Annotated in this window: 11 protein-coding genes; 7 read left to right on the forward strand and 4 right to left on the reverse strand. The window is 42.8% G+C overall.

What is annotated here, in order from left to right:
* Positions 1 to 267: 267 nt before the first annotated feature.
* Entirely contained in the window at positions 268 to 1311 is a 1044-nt protein-coding gene (locus Q8W40_RS23645) for a hypothetical protein (RefSeq protein ID WP_305400761.1), read from the forward strand.
* A 131-nt stretch (positions 1312 to 1442) separates the two neighbouring features.
* Here Q8W40_RS23645 and Q8W40_RS23650 read toward each other — a convergent pair whose 3' ends face one another.
* The 3 genes from Q8W40_RS23650 to Q8W40_RS23660 form a co-directional block, all read right to left on the reverse strand.
* Entirely contained in the window at positions 1443 to 2939 is a 1497-nt protein-coding gene (locus tag Q8W40_RS23650) for an FGGY-family carbohydrate kinase (RefSeq protein ID WP_305400763.1), read from the reverse strand.
* Complete coding sequence (locus Q8W40_RS23655; RefSeq protein WP_305400765.1) at positions 2932 to 4599, reverse strand: glycerol-3-phosphate dehydrogenase/oxidase; 1668 nt, start codon at positions 4597 to 4599, stop codon at positions 2932 to 2934. The genes Q8W40_RS23650 and Q8W40_RS23655 overlap by 8 nt, the downstream gene beginning before the upstream one ends.
* 171 nt (positions 4600 to 4770) lie before the next feature.
* A complete protein-coding gene (locus Q8W40_RS23660) occupies positions 4771 to 5577 on the reverse strand; it encodes a DeoR/GlpR family DNA-binding transcription regulator (RefSeq protein WP_305400767.1) in 807 nt (268 codons plus the stop codon).
* Positions 5578 to 5778: 201 nt separating this feature from the next.
* Here Q8W40_RS23660 and Q8W40_RS23665 point away from each other — a divergent pair, with 201 nt between their 5' ends.
* On the forward strand, positions 5779 to 6621 hold the full coding sequence (locus Q8W40_RS23665; protein WP_305400769.1) for a class I fructose-bisphosphate aldolase: 843 nt from the start codon (positions 5779 to 5781) through the stop codon (positions 6619 to 6621).
* Positions 6622 to 6982: 361 nt separating this feature from the next.
* Here the strand turns inward: Q8W40_RS23665 and Q8W40_RS23670 are convergent, their stop codons facing one another.
* Positions 6983 to 8377, reverse strand: coding sequence for an FAD-binding oxidoreductase (locus Q8W40_RS23670; protein ID WP_305400770.1), 1395 nt, complete (start codon positions 8375 to 8377; stop codon positions 6983 to 6985).
* Between the two features lie 428 nt (positions 8378 to 8805).
* Between Q8W40_RS23670 and Q8W40_RS23675 the strand changes: the two genes are divergently transcribed.
* From Q8W40_RS23675 to Q8W40_RS23695, 5 genes are all read left to right on the forward strand, one after another.
* Positions 8806 to 9867, forward strand: coding sequence for a substrate-binding domain-containing protein (locus Q8W40_RS23675; RefSeq protein WP_305400772.1), 1062 nt, complete (start codon positions 8806 to 8808; stop codon positions 9865 to 9867).
* Positions 9868 to 9895: 28 nt separating this feature from the next.
* Complete coding sequence (locus tag Q8W40_RS23680) at positions 9896 to 11503, forward strand: sugar ABC transporter ATP-binding protein (RefSeq protein WP_305400774.1); 1608 nt, start codon at positions 9896 to 9898, stop codon at positions 11501 to 11503.
* Between the two features lie 52 nt (positions 11504 to 11555).
* A complete protein-coding gene (locus Q8W40_RS23685; RefSeq protein WP_305400776.1) occupies positions 11556 to 12563 on the forward strand; it encodes an ABC transporter permease in 1008 nt (335 codons plus the stop codon).
* A 10-nt stretch (positions 12564 to 12573) separates the two neighbouring features.
* On the forward strand, positions 12574 to 13563 hold the full coding sequence (locus tag Q8W40_RS23690; protein WP_305400778.1) for an aldo/keto reductase: 990 nt from the start codon (positions 12574 to 12576) through the stop codon (positions 13561 to 13563).
* 184 nt (positions 13564 to 13747) lie between these two features.
* Entirely contained in the window at positions 13748 to 19171 is a 5424-nt protein-coding gene (locus Q8W40_RS23695; protein WP_305400780.1) for an NPCBM/NEW2 domain-containing protein, read from the forward strand.
* Positions 19172 to 19298 lie beyond the last annotated feature (127 nt).

The following is a 19298-nucleotide window of genomic DNA, read 5'->3' on the forward strand; positions in this document are numbered from 1 at the left end:
AATAAGAAAAAAGGCGAAGTTCATAGGCCAGCGTATAGCTGGCTTATTTTTTATCTGGCACAGGTGGCATTTTGACTTATTAGTGCGCGTGATAAAAGTATGACGATCTGAAGTACTGCTCCCCAAATTAGCACTAACTGCCGAAACGAGAATATTCCCTAAGTCGCGGAGAGAGTAGACTTCTATACCCAAGTGACCTCAAAGTGCCTAAATCCTGCGCCTTGAGGTCACTTGGGTATAACTTAAAGATAGATATCAGGAGTGGCTATGCTAGGTAACACAATAAAATCCGACATTTATGTCGGCAGCGTAGTTGAAACGCTTGTCAATGAAATGGCTATTGATGCGCAAGCGCTTGCAACAACGAAATTTGCGCAATATTTGGATGATTATGGGGTCGACAAAAACCCTTCTTTACAAACTTTGCAAGGCGAAGGGGTACTGAAGGAAGGGGCGTTAACACTAAGTTCTCAGCATAAATGGATAAACGGTGAAAGCAAATCCGTCACAGATGTTTCCGTGTATAAGTGGAATACGGATGGTCTGAAAGAAGCGTTAGTTGAGACCGATACAGATTTCATTAACGTGAAAAATTTTGTGGATGTAAATGTAAACGCTTTGTCTGATTCAGGAACGACGGTGAACGTTTATGGTGCCAAGCGTGGAGAGATATCTACAGGTAACGGTAACGATACAGTAAACGTCCATGTGCAGTCGAACGGTGCCGCTTGGAGTAACCACTTCGATGTCGATACCGGAGAAGGCAATGATACGATCAGTTTCTTTGAAATAGCAGGTGGCGATTACACGGAGTTTAATATATCAGCAGGCAAAGGTAATGATGTCGTTAATGTTGCTGGGTTGTCGGAAGCCGATTGCAATACTCATCGAAGTGCTCACGGAGGAGAAGGCATTGATGCTCTCAACTTAAGTGGTAACAATGCACTGGAATTTACAGGCTTTGAAGTTGTTATTGGTGATGGCGCTTCTGACTTACACATTACCCAAGAACTTTTGGATAACAACGTAGTGGGCACATGGGAAGATAACCCTGATGGAAGTGCCAATGTTATGCTCTTTACCGATGTGAACCTAACGATAGACGCTGGGTTGGTTGAGTACGCAAGCTATTTTTCAACATACACCGCCGAAGATTTGACCGACGCAATGACTCAACGACTGAGTGATTTTGGCGTGGATTACACTGCGCAATACACTATTGCTGAATTTTATACGGAGAGTGGCGATTACTTGATCGTAACCGATACCAGTGCCAGCGACTTAATTGATTCAGTTATCGATTTGGTGTGATTGGATTCGTTAATTTCTTAGCTTAACTGTTTTAATTGATTTCGAGTGACTGAGGTAAAATGAAGTGATCGGAGAACCTCACCGAAAACTTCATTATTGCCTTAATTATTGAAGGTATTGTCTTCTTATGACTAGGCGGTGCCTTCAATGAGTTTTTTGTAAGCGGTTATATAAGGTAGATAAGCCTCATGTACGTCGTTTCTAGGTTTGTATACTCTTTTAGGTATACAAATTTCGGAAGTTGCCTGTTCAAAGTTTTCAAATAGTCCAATCGAAACACCAGCGGTTATTGCTGTGCCTAGTGCCGTTGCCTCCTTATTATCCATCTCCACATAAGGTAGGTTTAGAATGTCGGCTTTCATTTGATTCCAAAGTGAATTGTTAGCCATTCCACTCACGCCTCTGATCTCGGTAACTTGTTCACCAAGATCATTTGCAAGTTGGTTGAATGTAAGGGACAAGTCATACACCAATGCTTCCAAGAAGGAGCGATACAGATGTGCTCTTTTGTGCCCCCATTTTAATCCGACGAACGCACCGGCGCTTACATTGGCATCAGGTGGGCAGGCACGACCTCCAAAGTGAGGATTGCAGAGCAAACCATCTGAACCTGGAGGGATAGACTCGGCCTCTTTTGACAGGGCTTCATAGTGGCTAATTTGTTCACCATCATCACCAAACATGATATCCACGAGCCATTTCTGGGTCAGTCCGCCACCATTAATGAACACCGATGGGTGGCATATGTTTGGTAAAGGTGAGCCAAAGATTTCTCCAATTTTTTCAATGCGTTCATAAGAAGTTAAAGGGGTCGACATGGAGATAATGGGATAGGTGCCTGCAATATCGACAGCGATGTTGTTTGAGAACCCTCCAGCCCCAACAATACTGGCTGGCGTATCGCCAAGACCTGCAAGTATGGGAGTACCGATAGGTATTGAGGTATGTGTAGACAGCCGACTTGTTGTATGCCCAACAATATCGGTAGACTCAGCAATGTAGGGCAGCAGATTCAGATCAATATCGAGTTTAGAAGCGATGTTTTGATCCCACTGCTGACTATGCTTATTTGAAAGCCCTGTCATCCAGAGAAGAGATTTATCAATCGCCCACTTTTCTGGTGGAAGCCCCGCAAGGTGCCCAACGATATAGCTAGTGACTGGCACAACTTTGACTGTTTTTGCAAAGTTTTCTTTTGATTGGCTTTCCATCCATTTCATTTTGGGCGCGAGTATGGGATACCAAGTACCGGTAACCTCACGAATCTCGGTGCCGTGCTCACCAGTTATGTTTTCATAATGGGTAAGAAAACGCGTGTCTAGCGACGTGGTATAGGGAAACGTTGGGGAGCCGTATTTATCGACCCCCAATACTCCTCCCATCATTCCAGATACACCAATGACGCAGACGTCCTCGGCAGAAAAAGAGCCAGTTGCAAAGAGCTGATTTATTGACGACAACACGGAATCATACATCCGGTTTATATCGTAAGTTGCTTTGCCGCTGGTGTCTGTTTCAGGTGTATAGGTTTGTTTTTGTTCGTTTAGCAGTTTTCCTTTATTGCTGAAAACAGATAAAAGCATTCCACTAGAGCCCAAATCAATGGTCAATATCAGTTTCTTAGTCATAACTACCACCTTGTTTTAAATTGGATTGATTCATTGATTGGTATTGAGGTACAGAGGAACCAAACTCGCGATTACTGGCCACTTCTTCTTGGTACGCAATGATTTCGTTATTTAGCCTTTCTGGAGACCAATTAAGCTCACTGGCGGAGAGTTGTCCAATTGCAAGCAATTGAGATAACCCGGCATCTTTCAACTGAAAAAAGATATTTGTTCGTCTTATCAAAATGTCGGTTAGATGAACGACGTGCTCGTTGCGCGCTATATAGCGAATTTCTGCCGGAGTTAGAGGAAAGTTAAACCCGAACATTTCTTTTCTGTCTTCTTGATACGAAGCCAGCTCAAACACTTGATGTGCGTTGCTACCAAAATTGCGTTGTATTCTCGCGATATCTTGATCCGATAAAATATCGCCATCGGGCAGATTTAGAGGTGAAATACGCTTGCCGCCCGAAATTGGTGTGATGTGGCTTAAACTTTTTGTTTTGATTAGTTTTTCTTGGTTCTCTACAAAATCAATGGTTTCTTCTGCCATGAGTCGACATGTACTCAGTTTCCCACCAGCCAAGGTGTATAAACCCGAGGAGCTTTGAGTGATTAAGTGGCGCCTAGAGACGTTACTGGCATTCGATATTGACTCTGTTTTAACTAAGGGTCTTAATCCTGACCACGCAGAAATGATGTCTTGCTTTGTTAATTTAGCGTTTGGAAACATTTCATTGGTCGCGCCAAGGACATGCGTAACATCAGAATCAGTTACCGTCGGGTTATCAATATCACCCTCGTAGTAGGAATCGGTCGCACCCGCAAAGACATACCCTTCATCATTTTTAGGTAATACCCAATTCATGCGACCATTGTCGCTTTCTACGTGCATGAACACACCATGGTTAACTTTGAGTCTCTTGTTGCTAAACGCAAGGTGAACACCCTTGGAGGGAGACATTAAACGTTGGGCGGTGGGATCATCGATTAAGCGAATGGAATCGGCACCAGGACCACATGCGTTGATCACGTAGGACGCCGATATTTCAAAGCTTTCGTTGGATATCTGATTTGTTGCTTTAACGCCACAAACTTTGCCTTCTTTATAAAGTAAATCCGTTACTTGAGTATAGTTCATAGCAACTGCCCCAAGAGAAACAGCGCTTTTAAGGGTATCTATTGTTAATCTGGCATCGTTAGTCGCTAAATCATGAAACAACCCAGCTCCTTTGAGCCCATTTGAATTCAAATTAGGTTCTTTGTCTCTTAACGTCTTTTTATTGAATATTCGGCTTTTTCTGTTTTTAGGGTTACCTGATACAAAGTCATAAAAAGAAAGCGCTATCTTGAGCTGCCAAGGGCTGTATTTACCTTGTGAGTTTGATACAAACAGAATGGGTTGGGTTTTGGCTAAGTGCGGCGCTATGTTTAGCTGAGTCTCTCTTTCCCTACAAGATTCACGAACAACCTTGAGGTCAAGCGTTTCCAAATAGCGTACTCCCCCATGTATGAGTTTCCCTGATCGGCTGCTTGTTCCAGAAGAAAAGTCATTTTTTTCTAGCAGTAAGACAGAGTACCCTCTCAATACTGCTTCACGAGCAAGAGATACTCCAGAAATGCCTCCACCAATTATCAAAACATCATAGGCTTTAGATGCGTCATTGCTATGTAATTCCATTTCCTCTCCTTGGAAAATGACAGATTAGTACAACTGTATGTAGTCTTTTATAGCATTATGGTGTTTTTGTGTAAAGTTTGATGTTGTTTTTTGTTTTTTTAAGACGTAAAAAACCGAATCATTATAGATTCGGTTCTACATTGTAGATTTATGGATGTACAGGTTTATAGATTAAATCACTTCAATGCCATTCTCTTCAGCCCACTGTCGATATTCCAAAGGGAAATTATCATCAACAATAAAAGCATCGAATGCCGCTAAATCTGAAACTTTGCTGAAGTTAATTCTTCCTAGTTTTGAAGAGTCACATACAAGGTATTTCTTCCTTGCTTGACGGAGCATCATTTGGTTTGACGGGACCTCAGCGTGCGCTGGATGTGTCCAACCTGCATTGAGATCGATAGCAGATGCACCAAAGAAACCTCTGTCTAAATTGATCGAAGCTAACGCTTGTTCCGTTACCGTACCAGACAACGCGTGGGAAGTGTTTCGGTAGTGCCCGCCTGGGACAAACAAGTCTACAATAGGTAGGCGGACGGCTTTTTCTGCAATGTTTAGGGCTAATGTCGTCACGGACAAGTGCTGAACGTCATCAGATAAGTAATCTAGAATCATAGGGACAGTACTACCTGCATTTAGACCTATGCTTTCGTTGGACTTAATGAGCGACGCCGCTTTTTGAGCTATGGTTTGTTTTGTCGTTAAATGAATACTTTGTTTTTCTTCCAACGCAATTTCACTCTCATAGGAAGAAGGCGCGATGTGCTCGCTTTTAAGTTTGGCTCCCCCATAGACAACAGTGACTAATCCTTGCTTTTCAAAAGTCGTAAAGTCGCGACGAATGGTCGCAATATTGACCCCAAATTGTTTAGCCAATTGCGCGTTTTTTGCTACTCCATTTTTTCGAATTATTTGCAGAATCCGACTTTGACGTTGTTCAGGCAGCATGGTTTCTTCTGAAATGTCTCCTCTACTCATAAATGTTCCTTTGAGTTCAGTGAGCTGTAAGTTGTGAAATATCATAACATCGTGCTGTTCTCAAGCTAAACACTGTGCTTATGTGCTCGTGCGCTATATTTATTTCTTTTTTCGCTTTTATGTAGTGTCGTGGTTGACATATTGCTACATAAAGCCACATAGTGCTTGATGTGAGAGATTGAAAAAACATAGGGAAGTTTTATGGAAGGGAAAACAATACGTCTCAACAGAATGTTTGAGAACAAGAAGGCAGTCTTTGCTGCGTTAGTCAATAGTATGTATTTGGGGCCACAACCAGGCATTACATCGGATAACGAGTTCAGGAGAATTCTACTGGAACTATCGACAAACGGCTTAACGGGGGCAATGCTATCACCAGGATACATAAAGCAGTACTCTAGCTTATTGGGACATCGACACTCCCCCGCCGTTATTATGTCGGTTGGCTGGACGGATAAGTGGCGCAATGCCGATTTATTGGGACACGATGGTTTTAAAGGGCAGCATGACTTTATTGCAACGGCTGAGCAAGCCGCTGCCTATGGAGCTGATGCTGTGCACGATTATGTCTTTCTTGGGTCGAGTAACCCTGCCGATGATGTCGCTGAAATGAAACGTCTAGGTATGCTTGTTCGGGAATCGGAGCGCCTTGGGCTTCCTGTTTTATGTGAACCTTTGGCTCGCGGAACAAACGTTGCGGAGGGCGAGCAAAATAAACCAGAGTTTGTTGCTCTCGCCGCCAGAATGGCTGCCGAAGCGGGTGCTGATATCGTCAAAGTCGAATATACAGGGGACCCTGAAACATTTAAGACAGTCGTCGATTCAACACCTGTTCCTACGGTGATGATGGGCGGTGCAACTCGCAGTAGTTTCTTAGACTTTCTTGTCAGTTTGGAAAGTGCGATGACGGCAGGGTGCTCTGGAGTGGCGGTAGGACGAAACCTCTATTTACACGAGCGTCCAGCCGACGCGATACGAGCTATTACGGATGTTATTTGTAAGGGGAAAGCGGCTCAGGACGCGGCTAAAGAGTATAATTTGTAGGGCACTTTGCTTCCTCATTTATGAGGGTTTTGGCGTCTTGTGACGCCTTTTTTGATCGTGTTATAACTTCTTCTGGTGCAGTGTCTAGTACCGTGTAATTCCGTCTTTCAGAACATCTCTTCGTTCCCATGATTCATAAAAACATTGGCTTTACTAGTACCGTAGGAGCTATTGGGATTTCAGCACCCGTTTCTGTACCTATACCTATAACGTAAACGTCTTTTCTTGTACTTAAAGCAAAGGTGAGAAAGTTGGAGACCTGAAGGTGGTTCCGGTGATAACAACCGTAATACTCACAAACAAAAAATCCACCCTATCAAAGGTGGATTCAATGTGATTTTTGCTTTTTGGCTAGAGCTTCTTAACCAAGAAGCATTCGGCAAAACAGAACATTGTTAGGGTCCAATTTTTCTTTAATTTGTTTATGGATAAAACCAACATCCGTTTGCATGTAATGATCTGAACGTTCGGAGCCCACACCGTGGTGATGAGCTAATGTACCTTTATGCTCTTTTACAATCGTTGCCATTTTATCTTGGCAATAGCGCCAAGTATCCATCGCTTTTACATCGCTACTTTCCTCGATAAAGAAAAGCGCGTACATGCATGCACCTGTTTGATAGGCATGGGAGAAGTGTGTATAAAACCGCTCTACTTTATCATTAAACGCTTCTTCTAAAGCTAATGCGCAATCTGACGCATTATTCCAAGGTAGCGTCACTTCGACAGTATCAAACATCTTCCCGTTGGCAACATTGCGATCTCTCATCATCGTTTCGCACTGATAACGATTAATAAACCAAGTGTCTGAAACATCGTCGGACAGTATCGTTCCCCCTACATTGGTTACTTTCTTTCTTGCTTCGATCGTGAGTGCTGATAGAGATTCCTCTGGCGCGATAACTGAGAAAGTTAACAAAGCAAAATCGTCCTTTGGAACGCAGTTAGAAATAGTTTCTGTTATATGGCTTGTTTCAGCAATATTGTATGCGCGAAGCAAGCCAACAGGGAATCCACCCTGCACCAGTTGGCGCTGTGCTTCGATAGCGTCTTCGTAATCGTCAAACGCTACTGATGTAAACGAAGTTGGTAGTTTTCTGTGAACTTCGAGAGTTACTGATGTAATAACGGCAAAACTGCCTTCAGAACCAATAAGGAGCTTAATTAAATCGAGCCCACCTGGTGTTCTAGCGCTGGGCGCAGCAGTAACGACTTCGCCAGATGCAAGGACGGCTTCGAGACCGATAACAGCATGCTCAATACCGCCGTAGTATGTAGAAGAGGAACCAGTCGCTCGAGTATTAATCCAGCCACCCACCGTAGATATAAAAAGTGATTGAGGGTACTGACCAAGTTCAAAGCCCCATTGTTCCATTGTTTTCAGAAGGTCACCTCCATAAACACCCGCACCAACCGTTATTTGGTTAGTTAAACGCTCTACAGGTTCAATGGTATTAAGGTTTTCCGTTGATAGGTATACTTTTGGACCGCCTTCAAAACTGCCTACTACGTTAGAGTGCCCTCCTAAAATAGACACTTGGATCTCAAGTTTGTTTGCGAGTTTAAGAATAGTAGAAACATCATTGGAATTATCTGGTTTGAGAATCAAAATGTTCGAACTTTGTTGTTTTTGTTTAAAGTATCTAGGCCAATGTTCCTCTGGATCTAAATCCTTCGTGTTTAGAATGTCATAATCAATCTTTTCGATTTGATTTGTTTCTAAAGCACTTAGAACCTCTTCAATTGTCTTCTCCATACTTTCTTACTCCACTTCATTTATATCCATATATGGGGTTTGTATACCCGCACCTCTAACTCCATACAGAGTTCCTGTTTTGTTTTTTAGCATTATGTAGTTTTGTGTTCAAGTTATTTTGGTTTTATTGAATTTTTATGATTGTTTGGATAAGAGTTAAATGAACTTGTTGTGGATTTTAATTTCACATATTTAAGTATTCATGGGTGTATGTCTTGTTAATATGGCTATTATCTGGTGTATTAATCTTATTAATGTATGAATATTGGTTTTGTGATTCTTTTTTCTTTTCTTGTGTGGTTTGACCTTGTAAAGCGACATTATGCTATTTATTGTGGTGTCTAGATGTTGGGTTGTGTGGTTTGGTGTTTCATTGTTGTGCCTCCATACAGCTGAATCAAGGAAGAGGTTGTTCAAGGAGAAGTAAAATGAGTTTTACAAGTAAAAAAGAAAGTCTACTTAAGCGAGGAGTTAAGAAGGCTGCGGTATCTGTTCTTACTGCGTGTATGGCATTCTCAACGGTAGCAGCAGAGAAAGAGACGAATGGTTTTGTCGGTGAGCCCGAAGAAACTTACTACATGAATGTTTTCGTATCGGGCGTTGAATACTGGTTCCCCGTTTATGAAATGATGAAACAAGCAGGGAAAAAGCTGGGCGTAAAAACCGTTTATACTGGTACGCCAGAATATGACGTAAACAAGCAGCTCGCTTCTTTTGAACAAATCCTAGCGCGCAAACCTGCTGGAATCTTGCTCGCACCGATTAACCCAGATCCTTTCGTTGAGCCTATTAAGCGAGCCCGAGAAATGGGCATTCCGGTTGTTACTTTTGGCGCCGACTCCCCAAATAGCGAACGTACCGCTTATGTTACTTCAGATAATGAACGTGAAGGGATCTATGCAGCGGATGCGATTGCCGAAGATATGGGAGGTAAAGGTGAGTATGCCGTTCTAGAAAATCCTGGGCAAGATAACCATGACAAACGTGTCGCCGCATTTATCGGTCGAATGGAAGAAAAATGGCCTGATATGAAACTCGTTACGCGCGCCGCCAGTAATCAAGATCCAACCAAAGCTTACAACGCCTTGTTAACGATGTCACAAGCACACCCAAATCTTGGCGCTGTATTTATGCCAGAAGCGAGTTCGGCAATGGGTGCAGCTCAAGCGGCAAAGGAGCTCGGTCGAGGCATTCGAGTCTTCAATTGTGATATTAACGCAAAAGTTTTAGACATGATCAAAAACGATGAAATCTTTGGTGCTCTTAATCCGAATCAGGGAGTACAAGGGTTTATGGGAATGACATTACTTTTCTTGGCTAAACACTCTGAGTTGATTGATCCAATGAACGACCATGTAGCAAAAGGCATTAACCCTATGCAGGTACCTTATGTAGACAACGGTTTTTCCATCGTGACGAAAGAAAATGCAGAACACTTTTATTGGGACACTTACATGAAGCGAAGAGAGTCGAAAGGCGTAAGAGACTAGTTTTGTTTGGCATAAGGGGAAGGAACGCGTGACTGACCCCTTATTCCAATCTTTGGCTTACGAAAATAATGAAGACGAAGATCTTTCGATTTGCTGTAGGAGAGTTGTTGTGGATGGAAATGAAGTCCTAGAACTGAAGAATATCACTAAGACGTTTGGACCAACCGTTGCATTATCTGGTGTTAACTTTTCGTTAGCCAAAGGAGAAGTGCACGCATTGTGTGGTGAAAACGGTGCCGGAAAGTCTACGTTGATGAAAGTAATAAATGGCATCTATCAACCGGATAGCGGAACTATTATAGTAAAAAACAAAAACGTTCATATTGACAGTCCGCGAAAAGCCAAAGCGTTAGGAGTGAATTTTGTTCATCAAGAAATAGCACTTTGCCCTGATGTTACTGTCGCTGAAAACATATTTATGTGTGGTTCGGAAAAAGGTGAAAAATGGCGGATTAATTATTCGGAAATAAATGAGAAAACACTGGGTATTCTAGCTAAATTGATGCCAATTAAACCTGATGTTAAAGTTGGAAAGTTAGGGATATCCACACAGCAAATAATTGAAATAGCAAAAGCGCTAACAGAAGAGTGTGATGTTTTAATTCTGGATGAACCAACAGCCGCGCTTACTGAAAAAGAGACGGAAGCACTGTCTATTATTATTAGAGATTTAAAAAGTCGCGGTGTTAGCATTATATATATCAGCCATAGAATGGCCGAAGTATTTGATTTTTGTGATCGAGTAACGGTATTAAGAGATGGAGAGTATATTTGTACTAAAGTGATAAAAAATACATCACCAGAAGATGTCGTAAATAATATGGTGGGTAGGAAAATTGACGATCTATATCCACCCAAAAATACCAATGTAAAATGGAATGATATACCTATCATGTCGGTAGAAAACCTTTGTGACAAGGGGCGTTTCAACAATATTTGCTTTCAACTTTATCAGGGTGAAATCTTAGGAATTGCTGGACTTATTGGCTCAGGACGTAGTGAGCTCATTCAGACTCTTTGCGGCTTGAAGCCAAAGAAATCCGGAAGAGTGAGATTAGAAGGCCAAGATATTACGTTTCATAACTATGATGATAGCTTAAATCATAAGGTTGTTTATCTGTCAGAAGACCGTAAACAAGAAGGCGTTTATCTTGATATGTCGATTCGAGAAAATATCTCTGTTTTAGGGCTCAATAATTTGAGAAAGAGCTTCGGTAGAATAGATAAACAAAAAGAAATAAATCAAGCAGAATCTTTATCAAAAGTTCTCACCGTTAAATACAGAGATATTGAACAGTTAACGAGAGAACTCAGTGGCGGTAACCAACAGAAAATAGCCATTGCTCGAATGTTAGCAATAAAACCTAAAGTTATAATAATGGATGAGCCAACTCGGGGGATAGATGTTGGTGCCAAGCATGAAATACATGCGTTACTCCGTAAGTTGGCAAGTGAAGGTGTAGGTGTGATTATTATATCTTCGGAATTGCCAGAGGTGATAGGAGTAAGTGATAGAGTTGTTGTGATGTGTGAAAATACTATATCTGGTGAGTTAAATAATAACGAAATCACCGAAGAAAATATCATTCGATTAGCATCTGGGTTAAATGTTGAAAACGAGAAATCAGTCGTCTGACGTTATTTTTAATTGATGGCTTTAAGCGCAAGGATTAAATCAAGGTAACAATATGAAAACGGAATTAATAAATAACTCAGGGATGAACGATAAGATTGAGAATAAAGGATTATTTGCACTAATCTCAAGGTTTGCTGGAGCGCGAGAAGCGACTCTGGTTTCAATTATCGTGATTCTATTTGTTGTGATGAGTTTTGCTTCTCCTTACTTCCTCACATGGGCGAATATGCGAGCAATGCTTCTTTCTTTTTCAACGGAAGGGTTGGTTGTTGTCGGAATGACCATACTGCTTATTGTTGGAGGGTTCGACTTGTCTGTCGGTGCAGTGATGTGCTTATCCATGGTGATCGCAGGGAAACTCTTTCTTTTAGGCATGGACCCATGGGTTGCAAGCCTAATAGCGATCGCTGCATGCGCAGGCATCGGGAGCATCATGGGCGTTTGTGTGACTAAGGTTGGGCTAAGCCACTTTATGACGACTCTCGCCTTTTTGGGGATAGCTAGGGGGTTGTGTTTTGTTATTACCGAAGGGTCGCCTTTGTCTCTGTACAGCCTTCCGCCTGAGTTTAAATTTATAGGTCAAGGTAATGTATTCGGTTTGCCATTTTCGGTGATCATTTTTATCGCCGTTATATTCATATCCGATTATATGCTTCGAAATCTATTGATGTTTCGAAGAGTTTATTACACCGGAAGCAATGAAAAAGCAGCGTTGTATTCAGGGATCCGAACCGACCGAATTAAGTTTTGGACAACTGTTTTGTGCTCATCTATGGCTGGGCTAGCGGGCATTATCTTTATGTCTAAGTTTGGTGGAGCAACCCCAACATTCGGTGTCGGGCTTGAGTTAAACGTTATCGCTGCTGCTGTTATTGGTGGGGCAAGTTTAAACGGTGGTGCGGGCACTATTTTCGGTGCTATTTTAGGTATTGCTCTTCTTTCTATTGTGTCTTCGTCTCTCATTTTGCTCAATGTTCCAGTGTACTGGCAAGAGCTTATTAGAGGGTTGATTCTATTGTCAGCTATTGCAATTGATCACGTAATCCAATCCAAAAAATAAGGAGCCAAAAGTGCAGTATAGAAAAATAGGACATTCAGATATAACAGCTTCAACCGTAGTACTTGGGACTTGGGGTATTGGTGGCGGATCCATCTGGGGACCAGAGACGAACGAAAAGCAACTGATAAACACGATTCATGCTGCGTTGTCTTCAGGAATCAACTTTATTGATACTGCACCAGGGTATGGCTTTGGTGAATCAGAAAAATTGATTGGGAAAGCAATCAGAAATCGTCGAAATGAAGTCGTTGTCGCAACAAAGTGCGGTCTCGTTTGGACAAGGGAAGGGACCGAACACTTTTCTACCGACGGGAGAACGCTAAGGCGGAATTTATCGCCTCAGAGTATTCGCCTCGAAGTAGAAGAAAGCTTGAAGCGTTTGAACACAGATTACTTAGATCTTTATCAAGTACATTGGCCGTCTCTATCACCTCATCACACGCCAATCGACCAGACGCTCGAATGCTTAATCGAGCTAAAGAAAGAAGGAAAAATACGGGCGATTGGAGTGAGTAATCTATCTGAAGAAGAAACCGCGGCGTATTGCAAAGGCAACCATATTGATACTAATCAGATTCGCTACAGCATGCTTTGGGAAAAAGAGGCAAGAGACACGGTTAACCAAAATCAAAGTTTAGGGATGTCCACAATGGGGTATCAGGCGATGGAGCAAGGGCTACTTTCTGGGAAAGTAACGATGGATACTCAGTTCGACTCAAATGATATCCGTAATGTGGATGCTTGGAACCCTTGGTTCGTCAAAGAAAAACGCGCGCAAGTGTTACAGCAAATGGAAGCATGGAAACCATTGTTAGATAAATACGATTGTACCATGGCACAACTTGTTATTGCTGCCACTGGTCAGATACCGGGAATTGACTTTGTATTGTGTGGCGCACGATCTGTCGTGCATGCCGAGCAAAATGCGAAGGCTGGGGCGTTAAATATCGATAAGGAAGATGCGAATACTATGCTGTCACAACTCAATGCATTGAATTGAGATTTAGAAGGGACATTTTAAGCCGTTGAATCAAAAAAGTGGCAAAAAGCTATTGTTGGAATGAATGTCCCTAGAACTTATAAACGTCTTGGTAAGGTAAACGTCGCACATAGATTTGAAACGCTTGGTTAGAGCGTTTAGTTAGATGTATGTGTATTTTAGTTTTAGACAAAAGGACGCAGTCATGAAAACTCAGGGACATTTAAAGCGTTTACGTATAGTGACAAAGCACTTTCAAAAAGGCGCAGTCGGAGCTCTGTTATCCTCTTTTTTCTTAAATACAGTCCACGCTCAGGGACCGGGTTTAGGAAATCCTCACATCGCAACAAATGAAGTATTTAAGCAAGTTTCTTCTTTAATTGATGATACTACAGGGTTTATTCCTCCTGACTATCCCGGTAGGGCTCATTATGGACTCAATATGCTAACCATGATCAATGGGTATGCCATTGGGGTGTTTGCCCCCGATCATGGTCAAAGCCCTGGTGGTTGGGTGGCTATTGATGTATCTGATCCGAGGAGTCCGGTTAAGGTTAATCAAATATATGAACCGGATAGTACCAGTATTTATCGTACGGGTGATGGGCTGCGAACTGAAGATTTTACAGAAATTCACTCTTTAGGTTTGTCCGAAGGTAATCTGATTGTTACTCACAATTCCCGTAGCATCGAGATTTGGGATTGGTCGGACGTGAATAACCCTGTACGACGCTCGAAACTAACGTTCCCAGATATCATCTTGGGTGGATACAGTAATATACCTTGGAATGTTTTCTGGCAAGCTCCTTACCTTTATGTCGCTCGGGGAACTTCAGGTCTATCCATTGTTGATACAACGGATGTCGATAATCCCATTTTGGTAAAAACGATTCCACGTTCTGAATTAGGAGGCTTTGTAGTTGGCTCTGTATGGGCTTTGGGCGATGAGTTGCATTTGGCAGGTCGGAATAGTCATGGTGGTTTTTCAATCTTAAATATTGAAGATCCGGTGAATCCTGCGCTAACCAAGGTAGTGAATAACCTTCCCTATCGTTTTTACACCAGTTGTTGGGATGGAAAGTTCGCGAATTTTGGGGCTCGTTCTTCGGCAAATAACTTAGTGACATACGATACCACTACCACTCCAATGACTTTGGTTAACGACCAACATAGTGGTTACGTTAACCTGTATTGTAATAAGCAAGAGAATAAGTTATTTGTCGGGAATCAAAATGATGTCGCATTCTTGGATGTCTCGAATAATGATAACTACATCGAATTAGGTAAAGGGGCCTTAGATGCGATTGGAAGTGACACAGACCATGGTCAAGTATTTCCGTTTGGTAATTTGATTTATGTAGGTAATGACCACGGAAGTGGGAATGCATTCATGGCTCATAGTGAAGGAAGTGATACCACACCTCCTCAAGTAATCAGAAAAATACCTCAACACGATGATATCAATGTATCTCCGACGACCCGTATAGGGTTGGCTCTTTCAGACAGTGTGTTGATGGACTCTGTGACAAATTTAACTTTTAAAGTTATTCCCGCGGGCTCAGAAACTCCTATCGATGGAACATACAGCGTCAATTTGGGCTTTGTCCACTTCTCGCCTAGCTCGCCACTTGAGGATGACCAAATCTATCAAGTGATCGTAAAGGATATAGAAGATTTAACCGGTAACCCAATGCCCGAAATTCGCTATAGCTTCTCCACAGGTGATGTCGCATCGCATAATGTGAATGTGTCTATTCCCAATACCGTTGAAGTCGGCAATTACATAAATGCGGTTGCAAACGCCACCTCAATCTTTGGAGGTGTACTCGAATATTCATGGGACTTCGGTGATGGAACGCCACCAACCTCGTTTAGTACTGTTAACTCGATCTCTCACCGATATGATACGGCTGGACATTGGTCGCCTATTGTCACAGTTCGAGAGAGTGGCTTTACCTCCAGTCAAAATGAGAGCATAACGGCTCACTACCCTGTAAATGAGGATTTACCTAGTCGCTCCTCTACCATCGCGAGCTCGGCAAATCGTGTTTTCGTAGTAAATCCTGATAACGACACAGTATCCGCGGTTTCGGCTGTTGCGCCCTTTCAAAAACTCTGGGAAAGAGCGGTAATGCAAGGACCCAAATCGCTCGCAACTGCGCCAAATGGCAATATTTGGGTCGTGAGTGAAAAGAGCGATACGATCCATGTTTTGTCCGCTTCTAATGGATCCGTCATAGACATTATTCGATTGACCCACGGTGCCCGCCCTAATGGAATAGCGTTTACACCGGATGGTACGAGTGCCTTAGTTTCTCTTTATGGCTCGGGTGAGCTAATAAAAATTGAACCAAATACTCGAAATGTTATTGGTCGAGTTGATATCGGTCACTCGGCTCGTGGCATTGCGATAACGTCTGATTCAAATAAGGCTCTGGTTACTCGATTCATCTCTTTTCAAGAAAAGGCAGACGTCGCCGAAATTGATGTCAATTCGATGACTTTGGTTCAGAACATCTCGTTAAATAAAGATACCGTAACGATTGATGGACCCGACCGCAGCCGCGGAATTGCTAACTACCTTAACAGCGTAACAATATCGCCAGACGGAAAATACGCTTGGCTCCCTTCTAATAAAGCGAATATAGACAGAGGGACATTTAAGGAATCCGATACCAGTAAAGGGTTAACGTTCGAAACGACAGTACGAGCGATAATATCCCAAATTGACATGGCATCACTAAACGAAGTACGAGATAGACAGCTGGATATCGATAATAACGCACAACCAAAAACAGCGACCTTTAGCCCATTGGGGGACTATTCTTATGTGGCGATGGAAGGTCGAAGTAACATTGAAGTTTTAGATGCGTACACCGGAGATGCGGTATCTCAACTTGGTGGACATGGTCTTGCACCAAACGGTTTAATAAGGGTGGGTGACCACCTTTTTGTTCATAACTTTTTATCACGCTCTATTTCTGTCTGGAACGTAAAAGCGTTAGAAACGGTTCAAGGAGATGCAATACATATCGCTGAAATTGATGTCGTTTCGACGGAAAAACTTCCGTCTAGGGTTTTAGCGGGAAAACGCGTATTTCACGATGCAGCTAACCCACGTATGAATAAGGACGGATATCTATCATGTGCCAGTTGTCATGCAGATGGTGGGTCGGATGCGCGAAACTGGGACTTTACTGATCGTGGGGAAGGCGTTCGTAATACTATTCCGTTGACAGGACGGGGAGGGATGAACCATGGCAATGTTCATTGGACAGCTAACTTTGATGAGATTCAGGATTTTGAGAACGATATTCGCTTTGCATTTGAAGGGCGTGGGTTTATTCCTGATGCGCTATTTGAGGACGTTAAGAACCCTCTAGGTCTTGCCAAATCTGGTATCAGTACTGACTTAGACAACTTAGCAATTTATGTTTCAAGCTTAACGACATTTAATAAAAGTCCTTATCGAAATGCCGATGGCTCTCTCACCGCTAGTGCTGTGAATGGTCGCTCTCTGTTTACAAGCAAAGGTTGTGATAGTTGTCATTCGGGAAGTAACTTTACGGATAACAAACGCCATGATGTAGGCACCATTGATGCTTCTTCAGGCACAGGAATAGGATCATCACTAAACGGCGTTGGGTTTGATACACCAACACTTCTTGGGTTGGTGAATTCAGCGCCATATTTCCATAACGGTAAAGCGGAAAGTTTAGGTGATGTATTACAAAGTACTGGTGTGCATTACATTGGGAACCAAACGGAACGAAACCATCTTGTCTCGTATTTGTTAGAACTCGAATACGAAGGGTTAACCGTTGTTCCTTCAAGCAGTGAAGATTTTGAATACGGCAGTGATTTGCCCATTAAGTCTTCGAGTAATGGATGGGGACCAATTGAAATTGATCAAAGTGTAGGCGATCGGGCAAGTAATGACGGAGGCACGTTAAGTATTGGTGGCGTGTCATTTGATAAAGGGTTTGGTACTCACGCTAACTCGGAAATTGTCTTAGATATATCCGGTAAACCTTATGATCAGTTTAGTAGCTTCATCGGTATAGACGGCGGCGCAGGTTCGTCAGGTTCTGCGATATTTGAAGTCTGGGTTGATGGTGATCTTAAGTATAGAAGTACTGTCTTAAGAGGCGGTGATCCTATTGAGTTTGTCGTGGTTCCTCTTTCTGTTACAGCAGAAGAAATAAAGCTGATCACAACGGATGCCGGTGATGGCATAGGGTTTGACCATACTAATTGGGCTGATGTGAAACTGCGTTTGAATACCCCTTCGTATGTTTTCGCGTCCGATTTAAATGAGGAAAGTGCCACAAATGGGTGGGGTCCCCTAGAGAAAGACATGAGTGTCGGTTGGACAGAGCTAGGAGATGGTGATGTTTTGTCGGTTGGCGGAACTCGCTATGCCAGAGGGCTCGGAGCACATGCGAACTCATCAATTGTTTATGATATTTCAGAGTACGATTTTGACCAGTTCAACGCTGTCATTGGTATCGATGATAAGGCTGGTAATCGAGGCAGCGTCGTCTATAAAGTGTTCGTTGATGGCGTATTGAGCTATGAAAGCGGCGTGGTTAGAGGGGATGATGATGGTATTCGAATCAGTGTACCACTCGATAACGCTCATAATGAAGTACGCCTTGAAGCAACTGATGCCGGTGATGGCTACAGTTATGATCACGCTAACTGGGCGGATGCGAAGTTTCGAGTTCGACAGGTAAGGCATGTTTATGCCAGTGACCTTCAAGAGACGGAGTCAACAAACGGTTGGGGACCAGTAGAGAAAGACATGAATATTGGCCAGCAAGCGCAAGGTGATGGCCAACCAATGTACTTAGACGGTGAGTACTTTGCCAAAGGGTTGGGAGCACATGCAACCTCTCGAATAACGTACGATCTAACCAGTCAGCCTTTTAGCGCATTTTCAGCAACAGTCGGTGTTGACGATGGTACGGGTAATGCTGGGAGTGTTGTGTTTAAGGTGCTTGTTGACGGAAATGTAAGGTTTGAAAGTGGGCTAATAAGAGGGAGCGATGAAAGCCAAGAGGTATTTGTTCCACTTAGTGATTCAGATATAAACATAACGCTTGTCGTGGAAGATGGTGGTGATGGGATTAGCTACGATTGGGCGGACTGGGGTAATGCTAAGTTCCAATTGAGCGACCGGACTTACAGCTACGCAAGTGACCTAGCTGAAGTGTCTTCTACTAATGGTTGGGGACCTATTGAAAAAGACATGAATGTGGGTCAGAAAGAACAAGGTGATGGTCAGCCAATATCCGTCGGAGGGAAACAATACCCCAAAGGGCTTGGCTTACATGCAGAATCGGAAGTGGTTTACAGTCTGACGGGTGCAAACTTTGATAGGTTCAGTGCGGTCGTTGGCGTGGATGATGGTACAGGCTCGGGAGGTTCTGTCATTTTCCAAGTGTTTGTCGATGATGAGTTACGTTACCAAAGTGCACTTCTTACTGGAGTAAGTACACCTGAGAACGTCGATATCCCTATCAGCCCAGAAAACACTGTTATCCGTTTAGTTTCCGGTTCGGGAGGTGATGGTATTGGTTATGATTGGGCGGATTGGGCCGATGCGAAATTCCGTCATGCGCAGTAAAGATAGGAGTAATACAACCGGAGTACTCGTCTGATTTACACGCTTGGTAGGTGAATTTTGGTAATTAGACGATTTTGGGACCGCAAGGGCGCGGTCCCCTTTTTGTTATGCGAACTAACTTACTTTA

Origin of the sequence: Vibrio penaeicida (assembly GCF_030689305.1) — a bacterium.
GTDB lineage: Bacteria > Pseudomonadota > Gammaproteobacteria > Enterobacterales > Vibrionaceae > Vibrio > Vibrio penaeicida_B.

Coding starts and splice junctions, on each gene's coding strand:
- Q8W40_RS23685 (WP_305400776.1), top strand. CDS start 11,556: ATGAAAACGGAATTAATAAATAACTCAGGGATGAACGATAAGATTGAG.
- Q8W40_RS23665 (WP_305400769.1), top strand. CDS start 5,779: ATGGAAGGGAAAACAATACGTCTCAACAGAATGTTTGAGAACAAGAAG.
- Q8W40_RS23695 (WP_305400780.1), top strand. CDS start 13,748: ATGAAAACTCAGGGACATTTAAAGCGTTTACGTATAGTGACAAAGCAC.
- Q8W40_RS23655 (WP_305400765.1), bottom strand. CDS start 4,599: ATGGAATTACATAGCAATGACGCATCTAAAGCCTATGATGTTTTGATA.
- Q8W40_RS23645 (WP_305400761.1), top strand. CDS start 268: ATGCTAGGTAACACAATAAAATCCGACATTTATGTCGGCAGCGTAGTT.
- Q8W40_RS23650 (WP_305400763.1), bottom strand. CDS start 2,939: ATGACTAAGAAACTGATATTGACCATTGATTTGGGCTCTAGTGGAATG.
- Q8W40_RS23670 (WP_305400770.1), bottom strand. CDS start 8,377: ATGGAGAAGACAATTGAAGAGGTTCTAAGTGCTTTAGAAACAAATCAA.
- Q8W40_RS23660 (WP_305400767.1), bottom strand. CDS start 5,577: ATGAGTAGAGGAGACATTTCAGAAGAAACCATGCTGCCTGAACAACGT.
- Q8W40_RS23675 (WP_305400772.1), top strand. CDS start 8,806: ATGAGTTTTACAAGTAAAAAAGAAAGTCTACTTAAGCGAGGAGTTAAG.